General features: G+C 52.8%; 20 protein-coding genes, 5 tRNA genes and 3 pseudogenes. 5 read left to right on the forward strand and 23 right to left on the reverse strand.

All coding sequences use genetic code 11. From position 1 onward, the window contains the following. From J2Z49_RS11975 to J2Z49_RS11995, 5 genes and pseudogenes are all read right to left on the reverse strand, one after another. A pseudogene (locus tag J2Z49_RS11975) lies at window positions 1-380 on the reverse strand (group II intron reverse transcriptase/maturase); the annotation flags it as partial. Window positions 381-834: 454 nt separating this feature from the next. Further along, window positions 835-1,986, reverse strand: coding sequence for a S1C family serine protease (locus J2Z49_RS11980; RefSeq protein ID WP_307403197.1), 1,152 nt, complete (start codon window positions 1,984-1,986; stop codon window positions 835-837). 202 nt (window positions 1,987-2,188) lie between these two features. Beyond that, entirely contained in the window at window positions 2,189-3,070 is an 882-nt protein-coding gene (locus J2Z49_RS11985) for an Mrp/NBP35 family ATP-binding protein (RefSeq protein ID WP_407650090.1), read from the reverse strand. A gap of 101 nt (window positions 3,071-3,171) precedes the next feature. After that, window positions 3,172-3,852: an N-acetylmuramoyl-L-alanine amidase gene (locus J2Z49_RS11990; protein ID WP_307403199.1), complete on the reverse strand. Its 681-nt coding sequence runs from the start codon at window positions 3,850-3,852 to the stop codon at window positions 3,172-3,174. Window positions 3,853-4,385: 533 nt separating this feature from the next. Further along, a tRNA-Leu gene (locus J2Z49_RS11995) sits at window positions 4,386-4,475 on the reverse strand. 335 nt (window positions 4,476-4,810) lie between these two features. On the opposite strand from J2Z49_RS11995, the gene J2Z49_RS12000 reads away from it, so the two are divergent. Then, entirely contained in the window at window positions 4,811-5,656 is an 846-nt protein-coding gene (locus tag J2Z49_RS12000; RefSeq protein ID WP_307403200.1) for a zinc metalloprotease HtpX, read from the forward strand. Between the two features lie 135 nt (window positions 5,657-5,791). Beyond that, complete coding sequence (locus J2Z49_RS12005) at window positions 5,792-6,082, forward strand: hypothetical protein (RefSeq protein ID WP_307403201.1); 291 nt, start codon at window positions 5,792-5,794, stop codon at window positions 6,080-6,082. 66 nt (window positions 6,083-6,148) lie between these two features. Here J2Z49_RS12005 and J2Z49_RS12010 read toward each other — a convergent pair whose 3' ends face one another. Beyond that, window positions 6,149-6,940, reverse strand: coding sequence for a hypothetical protein (locus J2Z49_RS12010; RefSeq protein WP_307403202.1), 792 nt, complete (start codon window positions 6,938-6,940; stop codon window positions 6,149-6,151). A 177-nt stretch (window positions 6,941-7,117) separates the two neighbouring features. Here J2Z49_RS12010 and J2Z49_RS12015 point away from each other — a divergent pair, with 177 nt between their 5' ends. Together J2Z49_RS12015 and J2Z49_RS12020 are read left to right on the forward strand one after the other, a co-directional pair. Further along, the gene (locus tag J2Z49_RS12015) at window positions 7,118-7,312 is read left to right on the forward strand and encodes an SPW repeat protein (protein ID WP_013822182.1); all 195 of its coding nucleotides are present in this window, start codon (window positions 7,118-7,120) and stop codon (window positions 7,310-7,312) included. A gap of 92 nt (window positions 7,313-7,404) precedes the next feature. Further along, a complete protein-coding gene (locus J2Z49_RS12020; protein WP_307403203.1) occupies window positions 7,405-8,079 on the forward strand; it encodes a hypothetical protein in 675 nt (224 codons plus the stop codon). Between the two features lie 85 nt (window positions 8,080-8,164). Here J2Z49_RS12020 and J2Z49_RS12025 read toward each other — a convergent pair whose 3' ends face one another. The 13 genes and pseudogenes from J2Z49_RS12025 to J2Z49_RS12085 all read right to left on the reverse strand — a co-directional run bounded on the left by J2Z49_RS12025 (window position 8,165) and on the right by J2Z49_RS12085 (window position 19,366). Next, complete coding sequence (locus J2Z49_RS12025) at window positions 8,165-8,980, reverse strand: 4Fe-4S ferredoxin (RefSeq protein ID WP_307403229.1); 816 nt, start codon at window positions 8,978-8,980, stop codon at window positions 8,165-8,167. Between the two features lie 99 nt (window positions 8,981-9,079). Next, a pseudogene (locus J2Z49_RS12030) lies at window positions 9,080-9,301 on the reverse strand (4Fe-4S dicluster domain-containing protein); the annotation flags it as partial. 9 nt (window positions 9,302-9,310) lie between these two features. Then, window positions 9,311-10,486 carry a (Fe-S)-binding protein gene (locus tag J2Z49_RS12035; protein WP_307403204.1) on the reverse strand — a complete coding sequence of 392 codons (1,176 nt, stop codon included), beginning with the start codon at window positions 10,484-10,486 and terminating at the stop codon, window positions 9,311-9,313. 294 nt (window positions 10,487-10,780) lie between these two features. Continuing rightward, window positions 10,781-12,991: an FAD-dependent oxidoreductase gene (locus tag J2Z49_RS12040; RefSeq protein WP_307403205.1), complete on the reverse strand. Its 2,211-nt coding sequence runs from the start codon at window positions 12,989-12,991 to the stop codon at window positions 10,781-10,783. A 6-nt stretch (window positions 12,992-12,997) separates the two neighbouring features. After that, on the reverse strand, window positions 12,998-14,239 hold the full coding sequence (locus J2Z49_RS12045; protein WP_307403206.1) for a CoB--CoM heterodisulfide reductase iron-sulfur subunit A family protein: 1,242 nt from the start codon (window positions 14,237-14,239) through the stop codon (window positions 12,998-13,000). 114 nt (window positions 14,240-14,353) lie between these two features. Further along, window positions 14,354-16,237 carry an adenylyl-sulfate reductase subunit alpha gene (gene aprA, locus J2Z49_RS12050; protein WP_307403207.1) on the reverse strand — a complete coding sequence of 628 codons (1,884 nt, stop codon included), beginning with the start codon at window positions 16,235-16,237 and terminating at the stop codon, window positions 14,354-14,356. A 30-nt stretch (window positions 16,238-16,267) separates the two neighbouring features. Continuing rightward, window positions 16,268-16,708 carry an adenylyl-sulfate reductase subunit beta gene (aprB, locus tag J2Z49_RS12055; protein WP_013822175.1) on the reverse strand — a complete coding sequence of 147 codons (441 nt, stop codon included), beginning with the start codon at window positions 16,706-16,708 and terminating at the stop codon, window positions 16,268-16,270. Window positions 16,709-16,810: 102 nt separating this feature from the next. Next, window positions 16,811-17,101, reverse strand: coding sequence for a DUF6955 family protein (locus tag J2Z49_RS12060; protein ID WP_307403208.1), 291 nt, complete (start codon window positions 17,099-17,101; stop codon window positions 16,811-16,813). 16 nt (window positions 17,102-17,117) lie between these two features. Beyond that, the gene (gene sat, locus J2Z49_RS12065; protein WP_072870903.1) at window positions 17,118-18,380 is read right to left on the reverse strand and encodes a sulfate adenylyltransferase; all 1,263 of its coding nucleotides are present in this window, start codon (window positions 18,378-18,380) and stop codon (window positions 17,118-17,120) included. 619 nt (window positions 18,381-18,999) lie between these two features. Then, window positions 19,000-19,075 (reverse strand) — tRNA-Cys (locus J2Z49_RS12070). Between the two features lie 8 nt (window positions 19,076-19,083). Then, window positions 19,084-19,158: transfer RNA gene (locus J2Z49_RS12075), tRNA-Gly, on the reverse strand. Between the two features lie 46 nt (window positions 19,159-19,204). Further along, window positions 19,205-19,280: transfer RNA gene (locus J2Z49_RS12080), tRNA-Phe, on the reverse strand. A 9-nt stretch (window positions 19,281-19,289) separates the two neighbouring features. After that, window positions 19,290-19,366: transfer RNA gene (locus tag J2Z49_RS12085), tRNA-Asp, on the reverse strand. Window positions 19,367-19,644: 278 nt separating this feature from the next. Between J2Z49_RS12085 and J2Z49_RS12090 the strand changes: the two genes are divergently transcribed. Next, complete coding sequence (locus J2Z49_RS12090; protein WP_307403209.1) at window positions 19,645-22,110, forward strand: Lon protease family protein; 2,466 nt, start codon at window positions 19,645-19,647, stop codon at window positions 22,108-22,110. 5 nt (window positions 22,111-22,115) lie between these two features. Here J2Z49_RS12090 and speB read toward each other — a convergent pair whose 3' ends face one another. From speB to J2Z49_RS12110, 4 genes and pseudogenes are all read right to left on the reverse strand, one after another. Then, the gene (gene speB / locus J2Z49_RS12095; RefSeq protein ID WP_307403226.1) at window positions 22,116-22,985 is read right to left on the reverse strand and encodes an agmatinase; all 870 of its coding nucleotides are present in this window, start codon (window positions 22,983-22,985) and stop codon (window positions 22,116-22,118) included. 22 nt (window positions 22,986-23,007) lie between these two features. Then, window positions 23,008-23,841, reverse strand: coding sequence for a polyamine aminopropyltransferase (gene speE / locus J2Z49_RS12100; RefSeq protein WP_307403210.1), 834 nt, complete (start codon window positions 23,839-23,841; stop codon window positions 23,008-23,010). 19 nt (window positions 23,842-23,860) lie between these two features. Next, window positions 23,861-24,319, reverse strand: a complete 459-nt coding sequence (locus J2Z49_RS12105) for a pyruvoyl-dependent arginine decarboxylase (protein ID WP_121451900.1) — start codon at window positions 24,317-24,319, stop codon at window positions 23,861-23,863. Between the two features lie 96 nt (window positions 24,320-24,415). Continuing rightward, window positions 24,416-25,357: pseudogene (locus J2Z49_RS12110) on the reverse strand (transposase); the annotation flags it as partial. Between the last annotated feature and the right edge of the window lie 148 nt (window positions 25,358-25,505).

Genomic DNA, 25,505 nt, shown 5'->3' on the forward strand with positions numbered 1-25,505 from the left:
ATCCCTAATAGCCGTTTGCCTCCCCCGGGTTTCGGGATTTCGACCCGGCGCACGGGCATCGGTCTATAGGTACCTGCGAGCAGTTCCTCCCGGATACGCGGCCATTCGGCACGGATTTGGTCCCGAAGCCGTTCGGTCGGGATGCCATCTACGCCGGGCGCGCCCCCGTTTCGCTCTACCCGCTTCAGGGCGGCCAGCATGTTCTCCCTGGCCACCACCTGCTCCATCAGGCCGCTGTCCTGATCCCCGCGAGGTGTCGCCCCGCCTTGTGCCGGAGAAGGACTCGGCCCTCCCGCGGTCCCCCGTGGCTTCACCACTTCCTCCCGCGGGCAGGCCCCTTCCGGGGTTTTCTGCTGTCTTCGCCCTTCTCGCGAACGCATCGGTCTCACCTCTGACTTGATGTTCGGGCCTTCCCCTGCAGTTCATGACCCCCAGGGTACTATGCCCTCTGCTGACTCCTGCCGGTTCAGCCGTGCCTCTCGACACGGGTTACCCAGCACTCAGACGTCTGAGTGCTGGGCTTATCCGGCAGGCCTCCCCGGGTAAGAGCGTTAACCTTCACCCCGCGCCCGCCCCATATACTCTGCCGTCCCTTGGCAGCCTGGGATTTCGCTGTGTCATGCCAGCTCATCCGAACGGTCTAGCCTCTTATGGGGTTCTTGTTCATCGGGCCGTGGTTTTGCCGCCGGCTTCCTTCGGATTCCACCTCGCGATGGACACCCTTGCCTTTGGCTAGCAGACTCGTGCTGCCTCGCCTGCAGTGGACTTTCACCACCAAGTTAACGCCCATGCCGGGCGCACATGAAAATACCCCTTCCTAGGAAGGGGTACTTTTTAGCGTAACTGAGGGGGCTTTTCAGCCAAGATTAAGGGAACGTGGCGGGCGCGGCCATTACGGTAGATTTGCAGCACCACGCGCTGGCCCACTTTGCTCTTCTGGATTATACGCACCACATCATCGGGGTTTCCAACCTTCTGGTTATCCACCTGTAAAATCACGTCCCCTTGCATCAGTCCGGCATCATCCGCCGGACTGCCCGGGACAACACCCGCCACCAGTGCCCCCGCTGCCGCTGGGAGATCCAGGTAGGCTGCAATTTCTTCAGTTACGGGCTGCATCTGGACGCCGAGCCATGGACGTCCCTTTCCATTACTCTGGAGGAGCTGGTTTAAAACCTCTTTGACTGTACTGGTGGGAATGGCAAATCCAATCCCCTGCGCCTGAGCCACGGCTGTATTAATGCCCACCACTTCACCATTGAGATTTAGGAGGGGACCGCCACTGTTGCCCGGGTTAATGGAGGCATCGGTCTGCAAAAGGTTTTTGTAGCGCCGGTTTTCCACCGTAACCGGCCGGCCCTTGGCACTGATCACACCTACCGTTACGGTGTGATCCAGCCCGAAAGGATTACCAATGGCAATCACCCAGTCCCCCACCCGGATCTTGTTGGAATCACCCATCTTCAATGTGGGCAGGGACTTGCCGGCATCAACTTTTAACACGGCCAGGTCCAGGTCGTAGTCGGCACCAACTACCCTGGCCGGCAGAGGCCGGTCGAATCCCTGGATGGTTACGGTTATCTTTTGTGCCCCGTCGATCACATGCTCGTTGGTAAGAATGTAGCCATCCTGGGACATAACAAAGCCGGAACCAATGCCGCGTTCCTCCCGGGGCTGGGACTGAAACCCAAAGGGTCCACCAAAAAACTGGCGGAAGAAAGGATCGTCAAAGAAGGGGTCCACTCCCCCGCTACTCCGTATCTTCACTGTATCGATTTTCACCACGGCCGGCCCCGCTTTGGAAACAATATCGGCTACCGTACCGGAACCGACACCGGGCATAGCGTTGGCCACGTTATTAACCTGGGGTATCCCGTCTTTTTGCGGATTGAGATCGTTAACCAGCAAACAACCACCGGCAAACATCACACCGGCCACGAAGGCCGCCAGTGCAACAAAGGCCAGGGTTCGCTTCCAGTTTTGCACGCATTTTCACACTCCTTTCGCTTCACAAAAATATAATAATTCATTCTGAGGCAATAAACAACAGGAATTATGGGTGGAAAGCCAGCATTTTGTGTTAATTCCTTCAAGGAAATGGCGATAAGTTGTCCTGTTCATAGCTTCCCCCAAAAAAACTCCGGTCCGACCGGAGTTTTTGGATTAATGGCTACAATAGTGTCCCCGTTTATTGGTGATGGCAATTTTCACATCCCTCCACCTTCCTGTTGTACCCCTTTTCAACTACCTCCACAAGTGGTTCTATATTACGAAGGGATGTTTCCTCATAATCCTCAATGCGCCCGGCATCGGCCAGTTTAGCTAACTCCGGGTCCACGGGCAAAACGGCCAGTAAGGTCAACCCTTTTTTACTAGCCGCTTCTTTCACACTACCGTTACCAAACGGTTGAATTTTTTCACCACAATGGGGGCAAGCAATGTAACTCATATTCTCAACCAGCCCCAGGATGGGAATACATGCCTGGCGGGCCATTTTAATGGTTTTGCTTACCACCATCATGGCCAGATCCTGGGGGGAAGAAACTACCACCAGCCCATTCAGGGGCAGGGATTGCATTACTGTCAGTGGGACGTCCCCGGTACCCGGGGGCATGTCCACAATTAAGTAATCCAGCTTGCCCCAGGCTACATCGGTCCAAAATTGTTTTACGGCACTGGAAAGGATAGGACCACGCCAGATTACGGGATCATCCTCTTGAGGCAGGAAAAGGTTCAATGACATAACTTGAATACCCAGCGATGTTTTCACCGGTAGTATATAGTTTTTGAACTGTTCGGGACGGTCAACCAGCCCGAAAAGTTTAGGAATACTGGGACCGGTAATGTCCGCGTCCAGTATACCCACCTTGTAACCCCGGCGGGCCAGGGCAATGGCCAACAGGGCACTGACCGATGATTTGCCCACTCCCCCTTTTCCGCTCATTACAGCAATAACCTGTTTAATATCACTGGCGTCGTTTTGGGGCAAGACGGGAGAACCGGTACATTGTCCTGTGTTACACCGCCTGGTATCCTTGTCACTACAAGTTGTGCATTTTGTTTCGTTCATTTCCACAACCCCTCGCCTCGTTTGTATTTTTTCTTACATAAGTTTAGCATATTTTCTTCTGAGAGGCCAGGGTTCAGGGCATAAGCAACATGCTCTTTCTCTTAATTTTCAAAGCGGTCCAGCAGACGGTTCAAAACCGTTGCCAGCTCACCCCACGTAACAACTGCATCGGGAGCATGGTCACCGGTAATAAGGCCGCGCTCCTTCAAACGTTTGATTTCCCCACCGGGATCCCAGTCGGTGCGTTTTTTCAAACCTAGAGCCCGTGCAAGACCCCCTGTGATGGCAAATGCCAGGTCCCGCAGAAAAACCGCATCGGCAAGACAGGCGGCATCCTGGGGGTTATCTATAAAAAGATTTTCCAGAAGTACAGCCGGCATCGTTGTCTTCCTCAGGACGGCAAAATTGGCCCTCTTCAAACCCCGGTCGGGGAAGCCCCGCTCAAGGTAAAATTTGGCCACTTCCCGGTGCAGCGTAGCCGCTATTGATTGGCTTTCCTGCGAGGCGTCGGGATGAATATAACTTTCAAAGCCGCTACCCCCGCCTGAGTTAATATGCAAGGAACAAAAGAAATCAGCCTTGTGGTGGTTGGCCAGGTTTGCCCGGGCATCCAGGGAAACATAAACATCATTGGTGCGGGTGGGAATAACCTTAACCTGGTAATCCTCTAAAAAGAACAGGACCTGCCGCCCCAGGGTCAAAACCACGTCTTTTTCTTGCAGACCGGAACCAACCGCCCCGGGATCCTGACCACCATGCCCGAGATCCAAAACGATCACCATAGGATTCCCCGGCTCAACTGGGAGCGGGAAGACACCTCCCTTTTTGCAATCCTGGCGCAAAGGTTATCCAGGTTGGTCACCTTCGCGCTCCAGGGGAACTTCCCTGTTCCCTTAAAACAGGTTTTATGACGGCTTAGTTCAATCTATTCACCGGTAAAGCTAAAAGATAATCATAAGCGCCTTTTGGTAAAGAATGACTTCAAACATATGTTCCCAAGGATTATTATAAACCTGGTGTACACCCCGGTCAAGGGAAAAATTGGCTTGACCGCCCTCCTGTTAATGTTAAGAGCCGGCATAGTCAACATGCAGGGGCACTGCGGGATGTCCTGTCACGACCTTATCCCGGGGACGCATGCCAGGACGATTGTGGTAAGCAATAATAACGGAAACCTGTGAAAATAGACTGGCCGCATTACCAAGCCAGCAAAAATATTGCGCCATGATGTTATCATCACTTTCATTTGTAGTTTAAGCCCCAACCGGCAAAAAAAATAATGCACCCCAATGGGCGCATTCACCGGTATATCCAATGGTGCCGGAGACCGGACTTGAACCGGTACGGGTGCATAACACCCCCGGGATTTTAAGTCCCGTGCGTCTGCCTGTTCCGCCACTCCGGCAAGTGCCAGCAAGCATATCTTAGCACAGCAGATGTAATCTTGTCAATGGCATCGGTTTTTCCTCTACCACTTTTCCCCTTGCCTTCAGCATTTAATTAAAATATAATGAGTTTTAGGATAATAAAAATGTCAAATGGGGAACAGAAGATTATTTATGCATCGAAATATGGTTAAGCAGGTATACTCGTGAAGGAGGGATCATGCCCATGTAAAAATTCCTTCCGTTAAATGCGGGAGGTTGTTTTAAAATGATTTTTGCTTCCTACTTGCCGACTTCGCGGGACTGTTCATATGCCTTGCGATAGCCGGCTTATTTTTGAAAGGAGGTTTGCGTAATGAACAACTTAAAGGCCTGGTTGTTAATGGGTCTGCTAACCGTTTTGCTGGTGTTGATTGGTAATGCGGTAGCCGGTAGTTCGGGGGCTTTCCTGTTCTTTCTTATCGCCCTGGGCATGAACTTTTTCGGTTACTACTTCAGCGATAAAATTGCTATCGCCATGACGGGGTCCCAACCCCTGGCCGAACATGAAGCGCCGGAGCTGTACGCCATGATCCGCAATCTGGCACAACGGGCAGGTATCCCCATGCCCCGGGTGTACCGTACTCCATCGCCTCAGCCCAACGCCTTTGCCACCGGGCGAAACCCGGCCAATGCGGCGGTGGCGGTAACAGACGGTTTGATGCAACTTCTTAACCGTTCGGAAGTAGAGGGCGTCCTGGCCCATGAAATAGCCCACATCAAAAACCGGGACGTGCTGGTAGGCACCATTGCCGCTGCCCTGGCCGGGGCGATTACCATGATTGCTAATGCCCTGCAGTGGGGGCTGATCTTTGGCGGCAGCCGGGACGATGAAGAGGGAGGCAATCCCCTGAGCCTGGTAGGTACCCTGCTCATGATCATCCTGGCCCCCCTGGCGGCCACTCTCATCCAGTTGGCCATTTCCCGCGCCCGGGAGTTTGAAGCCGACGCCACCGGGGCCCGTCTAGCAGGTTCTCCCCACGGCCTGGCTAACGCATTGCTCAAGCTGGAACGGGCCGCCCAGCATATACCCATGCAGGTAAACCCGGCTACCTCTCACCTATTTATTGTTAACCCGCTGACGGCCGAATCTTTTGCCCGTCTCTTCAGCACCCACCCACCCATCGCGGAAAGAGTGCGGCGTTTACAACAAATGCAATAGCCCTGATACCTTCCGGGCCTCTGTCCGCCGGGCAGAGGCCTTTTCTATGAAAAAATTTTACCAGCCATGCGGGATATGATATACTGGTGAGTGGGCCGCTGGACTGGCCACCGGAACGAAGGAGGTTGTCCGCATATGGAAATAGCTCATCCACAAAAGACCATTGTGGTGAGTATTCAGGGATGGGAACTGGAAGTATTGGAAGGACCGCGCAAGGTAAATGTAGATTTAATGGGAGAAATGTTGGAATTTAAAGGGATCTGGCTAACCGAACCGGAACGGGGCGTGGTAACCGTGCTCTGCTACCCGGAAAAGGTTTTTTACCTGGAAATAACTGAGGAGGAACTGCCGGTAAAAAGACCCGGTCGAAGAAATAAAGTTACATTCTTACGGCCCATTGAACAGATCCCGGAAAAAGATAGTTGAGCACCCGCACGGCCTCTTGCCGTGGAGTGCCCATCATTACAAGCCTAACCTACGCCGCCGTAAAAACTAACGGCGGTGTCGCTCTTTATGGGACTTGCCGTGGCGAGATTTGCCCTCACCTGAGGAGGCTACCTTTAATACGGCAAAACTGGCCTGGCTCTCCATCAATACGGGTTCTACTTCCAGTGCCTCCTTGGGGCGCATAACCGTCTCCAGTTTTTTGAGCGTTTCCGGGGAGATTGGAGCCGACTTATCGCTTTCACTGCCATCTTTCCCGTCCGTGTGCCCCCGGTTGCTTTGTCCCAATTTGCCAGATGGAGGTTCTTCCCTGGCTTCAGCCAGTTCCAGGGCGCAGGCCACTTCCTCCAGGACCTTCTCCTGCTTCTGCCCTGCTTCCCGCTCCTTTTCGCTGCCCTGCTTGTCCTCCCCACATCCGGCGGAAAACTTATCATGCCTTTGCTCCACCGGTAGTCCGACTTCGCTATTGATCTCCTTGTCTTCACCCCATAAGAGCTCGTAGCGTAACTGGCGACAATCAGCGAGAATCCTTTCCATGTCAGCCTCAAGTGCCCCGACAACACCGGCTAACCTGGTGAGAAAGCCTTCCCGGAACCCTCCCTGGCCTTTGGCGCTTTCCATTATACCGGGCAAATCAACCAGTTCTTCTTCTACCCTATTGGCTAAATCCTGCAGGTGCAGCAGGGCCTCCGCAATCAAATCTCCCAGTTCCCCTGCCAGTTCCTCCCGCTCCTTGCGCAAATCAAGATACCGCATAATTTCTTCAGTGGATAGATCGGAAATCAGGCTTTGCTCCAGCACGCTCAATTCTTCTACCAGTTCGCAATAGCGTTGTAACAATTTTATCAACCTCCAGGCATAATTTCCGCTAATTTTTATTCTACCACAAATTCCCTTATCCTTCATTATATGGCTAAAATTTTTATAAACCTGGAACGGCCTTATGTTTAAAAAAATTGGTACTGGTTAAAATAACACTGAATGCAACATTTCCAGGTATGTGGGAGGTGAAATCCGGTGAACAGATACGGCTGGCTTGGAATCGTTTTTGGCATCTGGTTGATCATTGCTCCCTTTGTACTGGGCTATTCCAACGTAGTCAATGCCATGTGGAATGATATCATTTTAGGCATTCTTGTTGCAATTGGTTCCTACCTGACCAATGCCGAACTCAGGGGAGCAAGGGTTGGTGGTGGAGGAGAAAACAAGTAACTCCTTCCACGCCCACGCCCGCCCGGAATGTTGTTCCGGGCGGGCGTGTTTTTTTACTTTCGGTTGAAGGCCCGGCGCCGTATCACTGCCCAATGTTGAGCTTCTTGACCAGGGTTGGCAGGTATGGCATACTGGAGCTAGAGAAGGAGGCAATGGCCGTGCCGGGCTTTAACCCTTTTACATCACCCCGGGCCGAGGAAATCGAGCAAAAAATAAAAAAGCTGAAGGAAACCTTTCCGGGCCTGTCCTTCCAGGAACTGGCCATGAAAATCATTCAGGAGAGGGCCCGGCAATGCGCGCTGGCAGGAGTGCTCACCGCCCTGCCGGCTGTAGTGCCCGGGCTGGGCACATTACTGACCCTTCTGGGAGGAGTGGCCCTTGACGTAACCCTGCTAACCTACCTGCTGGGCCGCATGGTCCTCGAAGTAGCCGCCATTTACAATAAAGACCTTACCGGTTACCGTTACCGGCGGGAGGCCTTTTGGGCTTTCGTTTTTGCTGCAGGGGTGGGGAGCGTGGGAAACAGCCTTTCCCGGGCCGCCGTCACCCAGCTTTCCAGAGAAGCCTTTACTGCCCTGATGGAACGCACGCTTCTCTCCCTGGGCGTACGGACAACCATACGTTCGAGTCTGGTGCGCATCATTCCACTTTTAGGTTTGTTGCTGGCCGGCGGGGTGAATTATTTCATGGCCGTGGCCATGGGCAGGCGGGCCATACAGTATTACGAAAAGCGGCAAGAATGGCTGGGTAAAACGATAGACGTTTAAGGTAAAAATTAAGTAAGTTAAGTAAGTAAAATAAGAAAAGGACCCTTCTCCCGGGTCCTTTTTACTTAACCGTTCGTTTATCAAGTTAGCTGCTGACTCCAGCCTGGGATACTTCACCCCTGGTTTGCTGCATTTCCAGTGCCCTTTCCTTTAAACGCACGAAGTAGAGGGCAAAGGGCCGGTAGGCCAGGTGAGACCACTTGGTAAAGGGGACCTCCAGACCCAGAAGAGGCACCGTGAAGGCCAGGTGAAGGGCGAAGGTATGATAGGTCGGCAAAGGCATGCCCAGTTCCATGAAAATACGCATGAGTAACCCCGTGAAAACTGTAAACCAGAGCAGGATCAGGAACATCCAGTCGGTGGAATGGGAATACTGGTGAATTGGCTCTTTCTTGCTCAAGCGCCCGATAATGGCCTCAGTGGTGGCGTACAGCATGGCAATAGAGGCGTAACTCCAGAGCAGCTTGCCCGGGTGCCACCACATGGGCGGTTCGTTGGTCAAAGACCACCTGGTGATAACGTCGATGTTCACCAGCATGAAAGCCACAAAGTAACCGCTCATGATGAGGAAGTGCCTCAACCAACGCGACTTATTGGTGCAGAGACGCATCCTCGCCTGCGTAGCAAAATGAACAATAAGTGTACCCAGCTCCTGGATGTACACGGATAATGGGATGCCGGCCGCATAGGGACCCATGACAAGCCTGTACATTCGGTAAACATTGGAAAGCAGTAAAAAGGCCAGGACTGCACCAAAAACGTAGCCTACAGGGTGAACAATGTGTGCGGGGGCAAATGTCTCCAGTTCCACCCTCTCGGTAACCATTTCGCCGCTGAAACTGTAGACAACGGCCAGGGTGACAAAGAAGAGAAGACCCACAGAAAGCACTTTCCATGCCATAGATGTGTAAAGCTTCCGTGAAAGACCAGTCCAGTCGTAAACGGACGTCAAGTACCGCCGCAACGCCATCATCAACTCGCCCGGGTCGGCCTTCCTCGGGCAGTTTTTCTGGCAATCCCCACAGTAATAACAAAGCCATGGCTCTATGGAATGTTTGATCTTATCCTCCAGGCCCAACTGCACATACCGCATAAACCTGCGCGGAAACTGCTGCTCATCCGATGCCAGGGAACAAACGGCCGTACAAGTTCCGCAACTAAAGCACTGGGAGGCAGTTTTAGCCCCGAACTTCTGAAGTTTCTTCGCAAAATGAGGGTTCACCTTTATCAATTAGCTCTCCCTCCCTATCGACGCGCTCAGGAGCTCCGAAATTTCCATCACCTTGATTTTTTCCTGTTTATCCAGAGCCAGACAATCTGCTTCCAGCATGATCACACAGTAGGGGCAGGCCGTAGCGAGAATATCCGCCCCCCGATCCTCGGCATCCAAAACCCTTAATTCTCCAAAACGTTCTCCCCTGGGTACCTCGGCCCATAACCGGCCGCCGCCACCGGCACAGCAAAGACTTCTTTCCTTTGCCCGGCTCAGCTCGATAAGTTCTGCACCGGGAACGGCTTTGAGCAAAGTGCGCGGTGCTTCAAAGATTTCGTTGTGGCGCCCCAGGTAACAGGGATCGTGGTAGGCTACTTTTTTATCCAGCGGGGCGGTAAGGGAAATCTTGCCCTCCTGCACCAAATCCGCCAGCACCTGGGTGTAGTGCACCACTTCAAATTCCCCGCCTAATTCGGGGTATTCATTCTTAAAGGTATAGAGGCAATGTGGGGAAGTGGTGATGATCTTTTTGACTCCCTTTTCTTTAAAAAGCTTAATATTGGATTCGGCTAGTTTTTGGAATAGCTCCTCCTCACCGATCTTGCGGACCGTTTCGCCGCAGCAGCTTTCTTCCACGCCAATGATACCAAAATTTACTCCCCCCGCTTTCAACAGGTTCACCACGCTCCGGGCGATCTTCTGACTGCGGGGATCATAGCAAGAAGTACAGCAGACAAAGAGCAGATATTCCGTATCCGGCGTAAAAGCAGGTACTTCCATCCCCTGCTGCCAGTCCATACGCTTCTCTCGCGGCCCGGACCAGGGGTTGCCGTTGGCATGCAGGCTGCCCACCACGGATCTCAGGGGAGCCGGCACGAACCCGGCCTCGACGGTGGTACTCCGCATGGAACGTACATTTTCAATTATCTTTACCTGCCTGGGACAGTTCCGCTGACAGGTGCCGCAGGTGGTACAGGCAAAAAGTACATCCTCGTCATCGAAGCCTTCTAGGCCGAGCTGTGCCAGGCGTTGCATTTTACGGATGTAAAAAACTTCACTGGTATGACCAGAAACCAGGCGCCACGGGCACAGGGCGGAACAGAGTCCGCAACTCATGCAATGATCCAGGGTTTGCGCCCCGGCTGCTAGCAGATATTCTTTCATCTCTAAAGATATCTCTTTTGGTTCCATCACATTTAAACCCCTTTGGCAATGGTTTTATATAATCAAGGTATAATAAAGGCTTGCTCACTGCTACAAACCGTAGCGGTACCTTGCGGCGCCACTGTACTACCGGCAGCAGATACAGCGCGGTTGCCCGCCGGTACCTGTTCACCGGAGGGCAACCGGCGAGAGGGGTTTAGCCCCCTCCCTGTGCCCCTTTAAAAACAGACCCATCCTGCATTGGATATCAAATTTGATGAGCCAGAACAGGACCCTGTGAATCTTCCCTTCAAAATTGTAAATTGGAGGGCATCAGCTTTTTCTTTAAAAACCTTTATACGGGTTAGGACCAACTTCTTCCAGTTTGCTGGCAAAGTCCTCGATAATTTGAGGGATGCGGTCGTAATCCATAATGCTGACCTGCTCCATCCTCACCCGGTCAGATTCCAGAGCCAGGCGGTTCAATGTTTCCGAGATCTTGGACAGGCGGTAGCTGGCCAGTTCACTGCCCTTAATGAAGTGGCACTGGTAGTCGTCGCCGTGTTTGCAACCCAGCAGGAGAATACCGTCAATTCCCTTGGACAGAGCATCGGCAATCCAGATGAGGTTCATGGAGCCAAGGCATCTAACCGGAATGATCCGTACCCAAGGACTGATGGTCAGGCGATTGATGCCGGCCATATCCAGGGCCGGATAGGCGTCGTTTTCACAGGCAAAGACAAGGATTCTCGGTTTTTCCTCGTCCTCTTCCGGCACCTCGATGGCTTTCACCATACTGCCGATCATGGGTACCGAGTAGTTCTTGAAGGAAATGATCCGCTCCGGACAGGCACCCATACAGGTACCACAACGCCGGCACCGGGTGGGATTGGGTAGCGGATTGGCCTTTTCATCCTCGTTAATGGCACCAAAAGGACACTCCACGGTGCACCGCTTGCACTGGGTGCATCTTTGCATGAAGAATTCCGGGTAGGAGAGATCCCACACCCGCGGGTGCACTGCTGAACCTTGAGCCGTCAGTTCAATGCACTGGATGGCTTTGAGGACGGCTCCGGTAGCATCCTTGATGGTTGAGGGAATATCCATAGGCGCCCGCACGCTGCCGGCGGCGTAGATGCCCGTCCGGCGTGTTTCATAGGGGAAACAGATAAAGTGCGAGTCCGCAAAGCCGTATTTTAAAGTTGGCACTTCAGGACCCTGCCGGTACTCCAGGTTCAGGATATTCGACTTAATGATTTCATCCGCCGGCGGCTCGGATTCTTTGCCCTGCTCGTCTGCCTGCACGACGAGCCTTTCCCCAATGGCAGTGGTGGGCACCATGCCGGTCGCCAGGACCACCAGGTCAATGGGTTCCGTTCTAATCCGGTCCCCTACCAGAACATCATCAAATTCAACCACCAGGTTTCCGCCGTCTTCTTCAATGCCGGCAACTTCCCCTCTAAAGAAGAGGGCTCCTTCTTTTTGCACACGCTGGTACAGAAACTCGTAGTTGCCCGCGGCCCGCATATCCTTATAGAAAATATATACCGTGGCCTCGGGGTCCTTTTCCTTCACATAAAGTGCCTGCTTTAAGGACTCAGTGCAGCAGATGGCCGAACAGTAGGGCAAATGCTCTTTATCCCGCGAACCGGCACAGAGAATGAAGGCAACGCTCTTTACTTCCCTGCCGTCGGAAGGACGTTTAAATTCACCCCTGGCGGCCATTTCTTCAAACATCTCGCCGGTAACCACGTTGGGGTACTGGCCAAAACCGAGATGGCTCAACTTGGTGGCATCGTAAGCCACCGCTCCGGTAGCCAGGACGATGGAGCCCACCCTTTCGGCAGTCAGGCTGCCGTTTTGCCTAATTTGAACGTCAAACATGCCCGGGGCGCCAGAAATCTTTTCAATTTGCGCGCCCTTATATACCGTAATGTTGGGATTCTCTTCTACTTCCTTAACCCGCTGGGCGATATCAACATCTTCGAGTTCGCTGTAAGGCGGCTTCAGGCCAACCTGCTTGTATAGCCTGGTAACCCAGCCGCCCAGGGACGGATTCTTTTCCACCAGCACAGTTTTATACCCGGCCCGGGCAGCCTCTGCTGCGGCCGTCAAACCGGCCAGGCCTCCGCCAACTACCAGCACGGTTTTGGACAGGTTTTCCGCCTGGAATGGTTCCGGCAGGGACGATTGCTGGGCCTTGACAATACCCATACGCAGGCTGTCCTCTGCCAGCATCTGGGTATCTTCATCGTTGGCAGGATGGCACCAGACCCCCTGCTCCCTCAGGTTAACCCTTTCCACAATGGCATCGGGGAAATTAAACACATCGTAGTTCACCCGCATGGAGCAGGCCGCAATAACGATGGTGTTGACCCCTTCCCCTTCCATGTCCTGCTTGATCAGCTCAACGCCTTCCGCACCGCAAAGGAAGGGGTGGGACTTACAAACCGGTACTTTGTATTCTTTAGTCGCTACTTTTGAGAGAGCATCAATATCCAGGGCATCCCCAATACCACAACCGGTGCAGATATAAACCGCCAGCTTTTTGTCCACCGTCATTTACCTCCCCAACGTCGATTGAATAGCTTTGAGGGCAGCGGCAGTCGCATCCTCGACACAGGAAGCTACATCCATCGGCCTGCTCACGCAGCCAGCGCTATATATACCAGGCGCGCCACCGACCGCAAAGCCATTCTCATCGTAAACTAAATCCGCAGGTGCTTTGGCCTCTCTTGTCGCCGGCGCCATTCCGGTCGCCAGAACAACCAGGTCGAATTTCTCTTTCATTAACTTCTGGGTCTCCTGGTCTTCCACTACCACGGTCAAATCCTTGGTCGCCGGGTCTTCGGTGATGTCGCCGGCCTTTCCTTTAACTAAATGAATATTCGGATTATCTTTTACTTTCACGTAAAAGTCCTCAAATTTACCCAGCGCCCGGACATCAATGAAATAAATGTAAACTTGAGCATTGGGGTTTTGATCGATGACATAGGTTGCCTGCTTTAAAGATGCGAGGCAGCAAACACCGGAACAATAGGGCAGGTGATTTTCATCCCTGGAACCGGCGCACTGCACAAAAGCCACTCGTTCCACCGGCTTGCCGTCGGAGGGGCGCACGATCTTGCCCTGGGTAGGACCATTGGAAGCGGCCAGCCTTTCCAGCATCACGTTGGTAATGACATTTTCATACTGGCCAAAGCCGTAATATCCAATCTTGGAGGCATCGTATGGGTTCCAGCCGGTTGCCCAGATAATGGAACCAACCCTTAAAGTCATCTCCTTGGGCTCCATTTTCAAATCAACGGCATTAACCGGACATACCTCGACACATTTATTGCATTTCGAGCAGGCCTCTGCATCAATAACATACTTCATGGGGAAGGCAAAAAGGTGTGGTAAATAAATGGCCCTGGTTTTGTCCAGACCGTAGTTAAAGGTATTCTTTCTTTCCTCCGGGCACACCTCTACACACTTGCCGCAGGCGGTACAATTCTCATTGACATAGCGGGGATGGATTTTTACTTTAACCTCAAAATCCCCTTCCTGACCGGAAACTCCCGTAACCTCAGCCAGGGTTAGGAAGCGGATTCTGGGATTGCTCTTTATCCTGCGGAAGTTGATCTCTAAACCGCAGTTCGGGGGGCAAAGCTTGGGGAAATATTGATTCATCTGGGCTACCCTGCCGCCAAGATAAGGGTTTTTCTCAATAATAAAGACTTCATAACCTACCTCTGAAGCCTCAATAGCAGCAGTTAACCCGCTTATTCCCCCTCCGACCACCAGGATGCTCTTATTACCCATATCTCATCACCGTCGCAAGTTAGTTTTTGAAAAATAAGGGTTAAGCCGTGGCCGCGAACAGCCACGGCTCTGATCACATATGCAGATAGGTAGCCGTCTGATAGGATTATTTGGTTAGTCAACAATGGAGATGACGGGCCGCTTGAAGACTTCCCACTGCCCGGTGTTACGATCCCAGCGGCAGTTGACGAAGCACTTCCAGTTCTCTTCGTCCAGGTTCGGGAAGTCTGCCCTGATGTAATAGCCGGGCCACCTGGTTTCTTCGCGGAACAGCACGCTCCTGATGTGGGCCTCAGCCTGCCACATCCTGTGGACGTTCTCCCAGCACCGCATGAGTTCATGCAGGCTTTCGGCAGCCAGTTTCTCCGAGTCCTCCTTCAGCATTGCCAACAGCTCCAGGCCTCTTTCGAGCAGGTACTTGTTGGTAGTGAAGGACTTGGATACCCCGCCGGCATACTCGTCCATGATCTTCTGCAGCCGGAACATGAACTGCTTCGGACGGATGTAGTTCGGGTTCACATCCGGATCGGTGGTCATGCCCTTGTACTGCTCGAAGGTGTCCAGCGGCTTCAGGATCCTGGCCTTCAGTTCTTCAACGTAAGCCGCGTCCACCTTGGGTTCCTCGTTGTTCTCCACGATGAACCGGATGGCAGACTTAGCCGCAATCCGCCCCTCAGTGAAGGAGCCGGAGGAGAACTTGTGGCTGGAAGCACCGGAAGCGTCACCGGCACAGAACAAGCCCTTCACAGTGGACATGTTGGTGTAGCCCCACTGATACTCGGCCGGGGCAATGTCCTCGGGACCGCTGACCCATGCGCCGGAAGCACCGGAGTGCGAACCGATGAAGTAAGGTTCGCAGGCGGCAATCTCAGAGGGCTTCTCCTCGGGGAAGGTATTGGTAGCCGCCCACAGCAGGGCCTGAGAAATGGTCATGTCGAGGAAGTCTTCCCAAGCTTCGGCTTCCAGTTCCTTAAGCTTCTTCTTGCGCTGCTTCTCGTCGGGCATTTCCTGGGCCAGGCGCTGAATGGCTTCCTCAGTCCTCATGTAGATGGGACCCTTACCGGCTCTTTCGTCAATGAGACCCAGGTGGTTCCGCAGGTTGGCAGGGATGGGCTTGGTCAAGCCGTAAGGAGCATACTGCTCAAGCACATCCGGGTGAGTCTTCATGTAGTCCTCGCCCAGGGCGTTAGTGGCTACGGACTTGAAGAGCAGGAACCAGGCACCTACCGGACCATAGGCATCCTTGAAGCGCACAGGAATGAAGCGCACTTCCTGGCAGGTCATTTCTGCGCCGGCCTTCAGGGTGAAGTAGGCGCTGGAACCGGTGTTGAAAGGAGGATACCAGGATCGGCCGAGACCCTCGCCGGTGGAACGGGGCCGGAATACGTGCACGGCACCACCCATGCCCACCAGGACGGCCTTCGCTTTGAAGACATAGAATTTATTCTCGCGGACGCTGAAGCCGACGGCACCAACACAGCGGTCGCCATCCATCAGGGGCTCCACGATGAACACGCGCTCGTAGATGTTATCGGGACCGAGGGCATTCAGCGCGTTCTTCGCAGCTTCGGCAACGATGATCTTGTAAGACTCACCGTTAATCATGATCTGCCAGCGGCCTTCGTGAACGTACTTGCCGTTCTCGTCTTTCCAAATGGGCAGGCCCCACTTTTCAAACAGGTGCACGGTGGAGTCAACGTGGCGGGCGATGCTGTAAACCAGATCCTCCCTGGTAATACCCATGAGGTCCTGTCTGACATAACGGACGTAGTCTTCAACGGTGTTATCGCCGGCAGCCTGGCCGATGTAGAGGTTAATAGCGGACAGCCCCATGGCCACGGCACCACTGCGGTCCATAGCAGCCTTATCCACCAGGGTGACTTTGAGGCCGTGCTTCTTGGCCCAGTAGGCGGCTTCCACGGCGGCGCCGCATGCCGACATACCACCACCAATTATCAATAGATCAGTACTGACTTCTACAGTTTCAAAATTTGCCATTTGCCTAACCTCCTCTTCTATTTATTTCTTCTATTTCTTCAGGGTCGGAACTTCGCAGCCGAGGGAACCGGGTTCAGTAAACAGTACATAGCTCTTCAGGTCGTCAGTGCCGGTTTCGAAACCAGCATCGGGTACGATGGAGCCTTCCGGCGTGGTACGGATGGGGAACTTAAAGCGCTTAATGGTGCCGTTCCGGAACTTGATAGTCCACATAATGTCTTCCGAACCTCTTAAAGGAATGGTACTGGCACCCATGGGAACAAAGTCGGCGTAACCCCTCAGGTCCATAGCCTGCTGCGGGCAAATCTTAACGCAGCATGCACACTCCCAGCACATTTGAGGATCCCGGTTGTACGCCTTCATTCTTTCTTTGTCCAGAACCATCAGGTCATTAGGACAAATGTACATGCATGCGGTTTTGTCCTGCCCTTTGCAACCGTCACATTTTTCAGCGATTACATAACTTGGCATAAACTCTAACCTCCTCATAATTTTTTGATTGCATTAAGGCACGCTGGAAAGAAAGCCTCCCTCTTCCCGCTACCCACCTCCCCTTCTGGCTGGTTACTTATTTTAGTAGTTTTTAAGGAAATCATCCATTACGTCTATGTTTTGCTTTTCAACCACCAGGTCAAAGATCTTGTCTTTTACTTCTCTGGGTAGCAACTCGATACTCTTGGTGGTGGCAGAGTCGTACTTAGCCGTGGGGAAGACTTTTAACACTTTGTCCTTTTGCTCCTCGGTGCAGGGGACCTTAATTACCTTCAGACCGGCCAGTGCCTCTTCCGCCATCTTGGCCAGACCAGCATTTTGCAGCTTCTCATATCTCTCCTCGTTGATCCAGATATTAATGGTAATGGACATCTCGCCACCTCCTAAACTAGTACTTCATATCGGGAAGGCTAAAGACGGGGTTCCGCTCTTTCAAGTACTTGTCTGTGACAAAAGCAGAACCAAAGCCGTATTTTTCTGCGCATTCCATGATGAGGTCAAATACTTCGGGTCTGAAGATCAGGCGAGGTGGCTTCACACCATCTTGGATGATGCTCCTGATCAAAGTGCCGCTGAAGTTTTGACTGTGTTCTTTGTGGCCACACAGCCCGGAATAAGTTACCTCACCGCAAATGGGGCAGTACCACCAGGCAAGCACACGGATTGGCTTAATGTTCAATGCACCTTCGGGGATCTGGTCAAATATTCTGTGGGCATCGTACGGGTCATAATAAGTACCCACTCCAGCATGGTCCCGGCCAAACATGTGGTGGGTCAAACCGAGGTTGGATCTCAAAATGGCGTGGAAAACGGCCTCTTTGGGACCGGCGTAGCGCATATCCCACAGGGTAATGGAAGTCAAATGTACGTCTTCCCTGAAGTAGCCAGCTTTGCGCAATACATCATGGCACAAAACAATGGCCTCGTCGATGTAGTCGCCTTTTCTTTTCTCGCCGATAATGGCATTGACCAGCACGCCGGTAAGGGTCTTCTCCACGGGCAGCTCACCGTGAGTAGACAACCAGGCGCCCTTCATGAGCCATTCGTGTCCGGTGTGGGGTACGTTTCTGGTTTGATGGGCTACGATTCTCTGCCAGCCTTTTTCGGCAAACTTCTGCCTTAGCTGTTTCGGAGTGAAGAAGAATTCATCAAAAGGAGGGTTAATCTTGGGCGGATTGACAAGGGTAATTTTTCCACCGATAAACTTATCCTTGTAGTTATATGTCCTGGCTACACCGGGGTGTTTGTCCTCCGTTGTGCCGTAGACCTTCTGGGCCATCTCCTGCTTATCATAGGTGAAGATCTCTTCTACTTCAAGGATGGCCATCGGCTTATCCTGGTAGGTCAACAGCAGCTTATCGCCTTCTTTAATGCCTTTTTCGTTGATCTCTTCGGTGGAAATATCGAAGACAATGGGGATAGGCCACAGCACACCATTGGCGAGCTTCATTTCATTGCAAACGCCTTCCACGTCTGCTCTGGTCATAAATCCTTCCAGGGGCGTGAAAAATCCGTAAGCAATATCTATGATTTCCCTGGCTATTTGCCCACGGATAGGTACCGGAGTTAAACCTTTAATTGCCTCAGCAGCTTTTTCAGGTTCTAGAACCCTTTCCACAATTTCTTTGCCGCCATGGCCAATATAGGTCATTTCTCTTCTCCTTCCTTAAAAAATTGTGATTGTAACTGGGTACTTCACCTCTTTAATGGACCTCCCTTTTGACTATCCCCTCCCCTTCCCGTTTAGAAATATAACTGACAAGAGCCTTACATAAGCACGCAAATGAGCACGCAGAACAGGGCACGCTAACATTATATATATCAAATCTCTTCCGCATTCCTACTATTTTCCAGCGAAAATTGTCGCCCACTTGCTAATTAATTTACCTGCTACCCGTTAATATATCTGGCGGGGTGTTACGCCGGGGGCCAGGGAAATCATTTACCATCCCCCCCTGTTTACTTAGTAAGTACTATTCGACACAAAAACGAGACTTCCTGCTAACGAAGGTCAGAAAACTTTAATTTCTTTTTGAAACAGTGCAATAAAGAGTCAGCCCCTGGAATACAGTATACCGTTTTGTGTCCCGATTTGTGATGGTGAAGGCTATCACTTGTTTATATACCATAAATTCAATAAGCTGACAAGCACTTCTTGACCATCAGGGAAAGGGTTTGTGTTGCACGGTATAAAGAGGCCGGTACAACGCAACTCTCCAAAAATAAAAAAACTGGCGACCACCTCTAAGACCGCCAGCGAGTACTTTTACTGGAGGCGACACCCGGATTCGAACCGGGGAATAGCGGTTTTGCAGACCGCCGCCTTAGCCACTTGGCTATGTCGCCATAAAAAATGGAGCGGAAGACGGGATTCGAACCCGCGACCCTCGCCTTGGCAAGGCGATGCTCTACCACTGAGCCACTTCCGCATGGTTGATGAGAATATTATATAATATTTTTGCCAGTTTGTCCAGGTGGTGCCACGGGCCGGAATCGAACCAGCGACACGCGGATTTTCAGTCCGCTGCTCTACCAACTGAGCTACCGTGGCACATTAGGTTGGCGGAGCTGACGGGAGTCGAACCCGCGATCTCCGGCGTGACAGGCCGGCATGTTAGACCACTACACCACAGCTCCGCTTCTATTGCCTGCAGCCCGGGATTACCGCCCCTCACTGCTGACAATCTTAAGTATACAAAAAGTACGCCCAAATGTCAATTGGTATTTTCAACTGCAAGACAAAATTTTTCGTTCTATCCTTCGACGATTTTTCACCGGCCGGGCTTTACCCGCCCCACCTCTTTTGTGACATCAGGAGTAGAAAACGGCGCCGCTGCAGGAAAGACGCCTTCCGGTGTAGTATTATTGATGTATTTTGGCGAACCTGAAGCAGAAATATTTTCAGGAGGGTAAAAATGGCCGCTACAGAAACAACAGAAACAAGAAACCGCCTGCGGGTACCAGTAGACAGGCTGCGACGCCGCTGCCACCCGGAAGAATTAACCTGGGAAACCACCTCCCAGGTAACCCCGCTCAAGGATTTTATCGGCCAGGAACGGGCCGTGCGAGCCATGGAGTTTGGCCTGGCCATGAACGCCCCCGGTTACAATATTTATGTAGCCGGCCCGCCGGGTACGGGTAAAAGCACCTATACCCAGGAGGTACTTACCCGTCGTGCCTCTGGGGGAGCGGTGCCCAACGACTGGTGCATTTTGTATAATTTCGCCAACCCCGATCAGCCCCTGGCCGTCTCCCTGCCTCCAGGACGGGGTCAGGTCTTCAAGAAAGACATGGAAGAGCTGATCAGCGACCTGCGCACAGCCATTCCCAAAGCCTTTGAAGGATCGGATTACGAGCAGAATAAACAAAGTGTGCTTCAGGAGGTAGAAAGCCAGCTACAGGAGGCCCTGGAACAGCTCCGCCAGGAAGCATCCAGAACTGGTTTTGCCATGAAGCAGGGCCCCGCTGGTTTCATGTTCCTGCCCTTGAAAGAGGGCCGGCTCATGTCCCAGGAAGAATTTGAAGCGCTGACCCCGGAAGAACGCCGGGATATGGAAAACCGTGCGCGTGCCCTCCAGCAAAAGCTGGAGGAGATCGTGACCAGCGGGCGATCCCTGGAAAAAAAGGCTAAACAACGCATCCAGGCGCTGGAGAGGGAAATAGCCGGCTCGGCCATCGGCCCCCTGGTGGAGAGGTTGCAGGAAAAGTACCGGGACTTCCCCCGGGTGGTGCGCTATTTGGGAGAAGTTGCCGAAGACATTTCTCGTAACCTGGATCATTTTAAATCCCCGGAAAGCCCCACGGTCCCCACTCCCTTTGGTTTTCCCGTTGAAACCCAGGATCTTTTTAAACGCTACCAGGTGAATCTGTTTGTGAACAACGGGGAAACCCGGGGCGCCCCCGTGGTGGTAGAACCCAACCCCCATTACTACAATCTCTTCGGTAAAGTGGAATACCGCAGTTTCATGGGCAGCCTGAGTACGGACTTCACCATGATCAAGGCCGGGGCCATTCACCGGGCCAACGGCGGCTACCTGGTGCTCCAGGCCCGGGACGTGCTGGCCGACCCGATTGTTTGGGACACATTGAAAAAGGCCCTCAAAAACCGCCAGGCAGTAGTGGAAAACATCGGCGAGCAATTCCGTCTGGTCCCCACCGCTACCTTAAAACCGGAACCCATCCCCCTGAATGTAAAAGTAGTACTCATCGGCAGCCATTACCTTTATCATCTCCTGCATGCCTTCGATGAGGATTTCCAGAAGTTTTTCAAGGTTAAGGTAGACTTTGACACTGAGATGCCCCGCACACCGGAAAATCTCAGGCATTATGCAGCTTTTGTCAGTTCCGTTTGCAACCGGGAAAATTTAAAACACTTTGACCGCACCGGATTGGCGGAACTAATAGAGTACGGGTCGCGCCTGGCTGCAAATCAGCACAAGCTCTCCACCCGCTTTAATGAAGTAATTGAAATTGTGTACGAAGCCGCCGCCTGGGCCGAAATGAAAGGGGCCACTTATGTGGGTGCACCCCATGTCCGGCGGGCTATCGAAGAACGGGTATACCGTTCCAACCGCCTGGAAGAAAAAATCCAGGAAATGATGCTCCAGGGAAAGATCCTGGTGGATACCGAGGGCGCCGTTGTCGGTCAAGTAAACGGCCTGTCGGTACTGGATGTGGGGGATTATTCCTTTGGTCGACCTTCCCGGATTACCGCGAAGACCTTCATGGGCCAGGAAGGGGTGGTGAACATCGAGCGGGAAACCCACATGAGCGGCAGCCTGCACACCAAAGGCATACTTACCCTGGCGGGATTTTTAGGCGATCGTTTCGCCCAGGACAAACCCCTGCGGTTGTCCGCCCGGATTACATTTGAGCAGCTATACGAAGGGGTAGATGGTGACAGCGCTTCCAGCGCCGAGCTTTACGCCCTGCTCTCCGCCCTGTCGGGACTGCCCATTAGCCAGGGGCTGGCCGTAACCGGTTCCGTCAACCAGCACGGGGAAATCCAACCCATTGGTGGGGTAAACGAAAAAATTGAAGGGTTCTTTGCCGTCTGTAAAGCCCGGGGCCTGACCGGCGAGCAGGGGGTAATCATTCCCGCCCACAACATAGATAACTTAATGCTCAAGCACGAAGTAGTAGAGGCTGTTCAGCAGGGCCGGTTCCATATTTACGCGGTGAGGACAGTTGAAGAGGGGATCGAACTGTTAACCGGTGTGCCAGCCGGGACTAAACAACCCGACGGCAGTTACCCGGCAAACACCGTCTTCCACCTGGTAGATGAAAAATTGCGTCAATACGCCGAGGGTTTAACCAGTTTCGGCCACCAGGAGGATAAAAAAGAGGGCGGCAACATCTGCCCCAAAAGTTGCGGAAAGTAAAAGGTTTACTTCCCTTGCCCAAAACACAAAATAGCTTCCCGGACGATCTTGGCCGCCAACAAGGATGTGCGCTCCGTAGGGTCATAAACCGGGCACACTTCTACCAGATCCATACCCACCACCCGGCAGTCAGCCAGCAGGTAGAGGGCCTGGAAGACCTCCTGGGGCGTACATCCCCCCGGTTCCGGCGTACCTGTCCCCGGGGCATAGGCCGGGTCCAGGACATCTATGTCCAGGGTAAGATAAAGCGGCCGGCCTTTGAGCTGACCGCGAACTTGAGCTAAAGCCCGCAGGATTTCTCCGGGGAAAAAATGAGTTGTGGTCCGGCCGTAGGAAAACTCCTCCCGGGTCCCGGAACGGATGCCAAATTGAAAAACATTCTCTCCCCCGAGCACCTCCACCACCCGGCGCATCACAGTAGCGTGGGAGAGTCTTTCATTTAAGTATTCCTCGCGGAGATCCGCGTGGGCATCTAAGTGTACCACTGCCAGATCAGGATAACAACGAAGCATGGCTTCCACCACCGGCAGGGTAACCAGGTGCTCCCCCCCGAGCAAAAGGGGAAACTTGCCGTCGGCCAGGATAGCGGCCACCGTGGCACCAATGCGCCCAAGGCTTTCCTGGACCCGCCCCGGGGGCAGGACAATATCTCCCGCATCATAGTAAGCATAATCAACCAGGTCCCGCTCCAGGGCGGGGCTGTACTCCTCCAGCCCTACACTCACCTGGCGGATTTGGGCCGGGGCAAAACGGGTCCCCGGACGGAAGCTTACCGTTAAATCCAGGGGAGCACCCAGAATAACTACAGAGGCACGCCTGTAGTCATCGGTACTCCCCATAAATGCGCCGCTTTTCTCCAACCCTTCCGCAAGCATGAAGCTTTCCCCCAAAAGGCTGTTAACCTTGTTCAACCAGCTCCGCCACAAAGGGAGGCAACTCAAAGGCCGCCCGGTGGATGGCCGGGCTATAATACCTGGTTTTCAAATCGGGTAACTCCAGCACATTTACCTGCCGGGGGTCGTATTTCTTGCTACCCATGGTAAAGCTCCATAAACCACCGGGGTAAGTGGGAACACAGGCTAAAAACAGCCTGGTGATGGGAAAAATGCTCCGGATATCCCTGAATACACGGGAAATGATGTCCTGGTTGAAAAAGGGAGATTCGGTTTGGGCAACAAACAGGCCGTCTTCAGTCAATGCATCATGGACATCCTGGTAAAAGGCCTTACCGAAAAGGCCTTCCGCGGGACCCACGGGGTCGGTGGAATCCACGATAATCATGTCATAGGTGTTACGGTTTTCCTTTACATGCTTGATGCCGTCGTCCACAATAACCCGCACCCGGGGGTCATCCAGGGCACAGCTGATTTCCGGCAGGTACTCCTTAGCGGCGGCAATCACCCGTTCATCAATCTCCACCAGGGTGGCCTGCTCCACCGAAGAATGTTTGAGGATTTCCCTGATGGAACCCCCGTCCCCTCCACCGATGACCAGCACCCGGCGGGGGTTGGGATGGGTGTTCAGACCCACGTGGGCGATCATTTCATGATAGACAAACTCATCCTTCACGGTAGTCTGAATGACGTCATCCAAAGCCAGCATGCGCCCAAACTGGACCGTGTCATAAACGGCCAAATGCTGGAAAGGCGTTTTTTCTTCGCATAATACCTTTTTCACCCGGCAGCTCAGTTTCATGTGGTCGGTTTGCAATTCAGTAAACCAGCAGTTCATCTCCATACCCCCAGAAAAATTAATACCACAGTGGTACGGCCGCCAGGGCGCAACCGATTTTTTCCACCCGGTGCTCGGTGGCTGCAATCTTCATGTCCACCAGTTTCATGCCCCGGGAGGCAAAAGCTTCCCGCAACATAGCTTCAATGCGCGCTTCAGCTTCTTTTTGCGAGCATTTACCCGCAAACTCCATGATCACGCCAAAGGTGTCCTCCGAAAAACCTATGCCCACGGCCGCAGCAATCAACTCTCCCGGTACATCGCTGATGATGTAACCGTAAGCGGTGGGCACCAGGGATCCGGGAGGAATTGACAACTCAGGGTCGTACTCCGCTCCGGGAGGCAGAATACTGCTAACCCGAACCAGATTAATATTTCCGATGCGGCCGGCCAGGAGGGCATTGTCAAATGCCGTCAATTCGCTGTGCCCCTCGGCGCTGGCAGCGGTAAGAAAAAACTTTTTTGGGGTGGGCAACACGGCAAACTCCCCCTTTCCTAGTCTCTTTGCCCCAGAACAACAAGTTATATTATAACAGAAGACAAAAAAAAATAAATAGTTTTTGCGGTGGATTAGTTTGCTGTCATCATAGCCTTTATCCGCCACTAATGTCTCACAGCGTTCTATAATCTCCGGATTTTGTTCGGCCACCCGTTCAATCAGTTTATGCCCCTCTTTCACGTCACTGGCTGATGCTCTTGTCACCGTAAAGCCTACGGGTAGCTCATATACAGCATCAACTATGAGATGAAGCTTGTAGCCAAACCAGGAAACTACTTTTTCCCACAGGGTACCGTCTTTTCTGCGCCCACGGTACGTTTTTTTGCCAAAGTCGGCATCGGTGTCGCGGCGCCCATCAGGCTTCGGGACCTTTTCTTCTTCATCCCGCTTTTTGCCCCGGGCCAGACTGTGAATGGCTTTACTGTCCAGGGCCAGCACCCGCCCGAAATCCGGCAACAGTGTACTTATTTCATCCACCAGCCGCGTAAATATTTTTTCCACTTCATCGGCGTTCTGCATCAGCTTTACTAACATGCGGCTGTACACATAAGAAGGTGGAACGGCATCCTCCCCCAGAACCGGATCAAATCCACATAGTTCCCGCAACTGGGCATTCCGCTTAAGTTCCCGCCGCAGGCTCTCAACAGAGGTGTGCTGAAATACGACCCCGGCCAGGATTGAGTTCCAGACCGCCCGTACCGGGTAATCGTTCCGGCCGTGCCCGCGTTCTCGCTCCAGCTTTTGCATGAGTTCCTCGTCGGGTAGATATTCGAGAACCAGGACCAGGCGTTCCAAATCTCCCAGTTCGTCAATTTCCCGCCACCCAAAAAGTCGTTGTTGTGGTATAATAGCCATAAGGGAAACCTCCTCTGGTTCTTTTTTTGGGGATATAAAAAAGATTTCGCCAGAAAAGGAGGGTTCCCTTCTTATTTCTTCCCCTTTTTCGCTATTCCTTCGTTTTTCTTCTTTGGGGTCAATTTTGCTAAAACGCTCCCTGCCCATGCCCGCAACCCGCATAAATCCTGATCCGTGCCGGGGTAAAATATTTTTGCCACTGCCCTAAAACGGCCTATTCATCTCTACTTCCGAACATCGCAATTGGCTCGCGGTGGGGTTTTCGGTTTCCCTCCAAAATTTATAAAAATTGCCCCTTAAAACCATAATC

This window comes from Desulfofundulus luciae, from assembly GCF_030813795.1.
GTDB lineage: Bacteria > Bacillota > Desulfotomaculia > Desulfotomaculales > Desulfovirgulaceae > Desulfofundulus > Desulfofundulus luciae.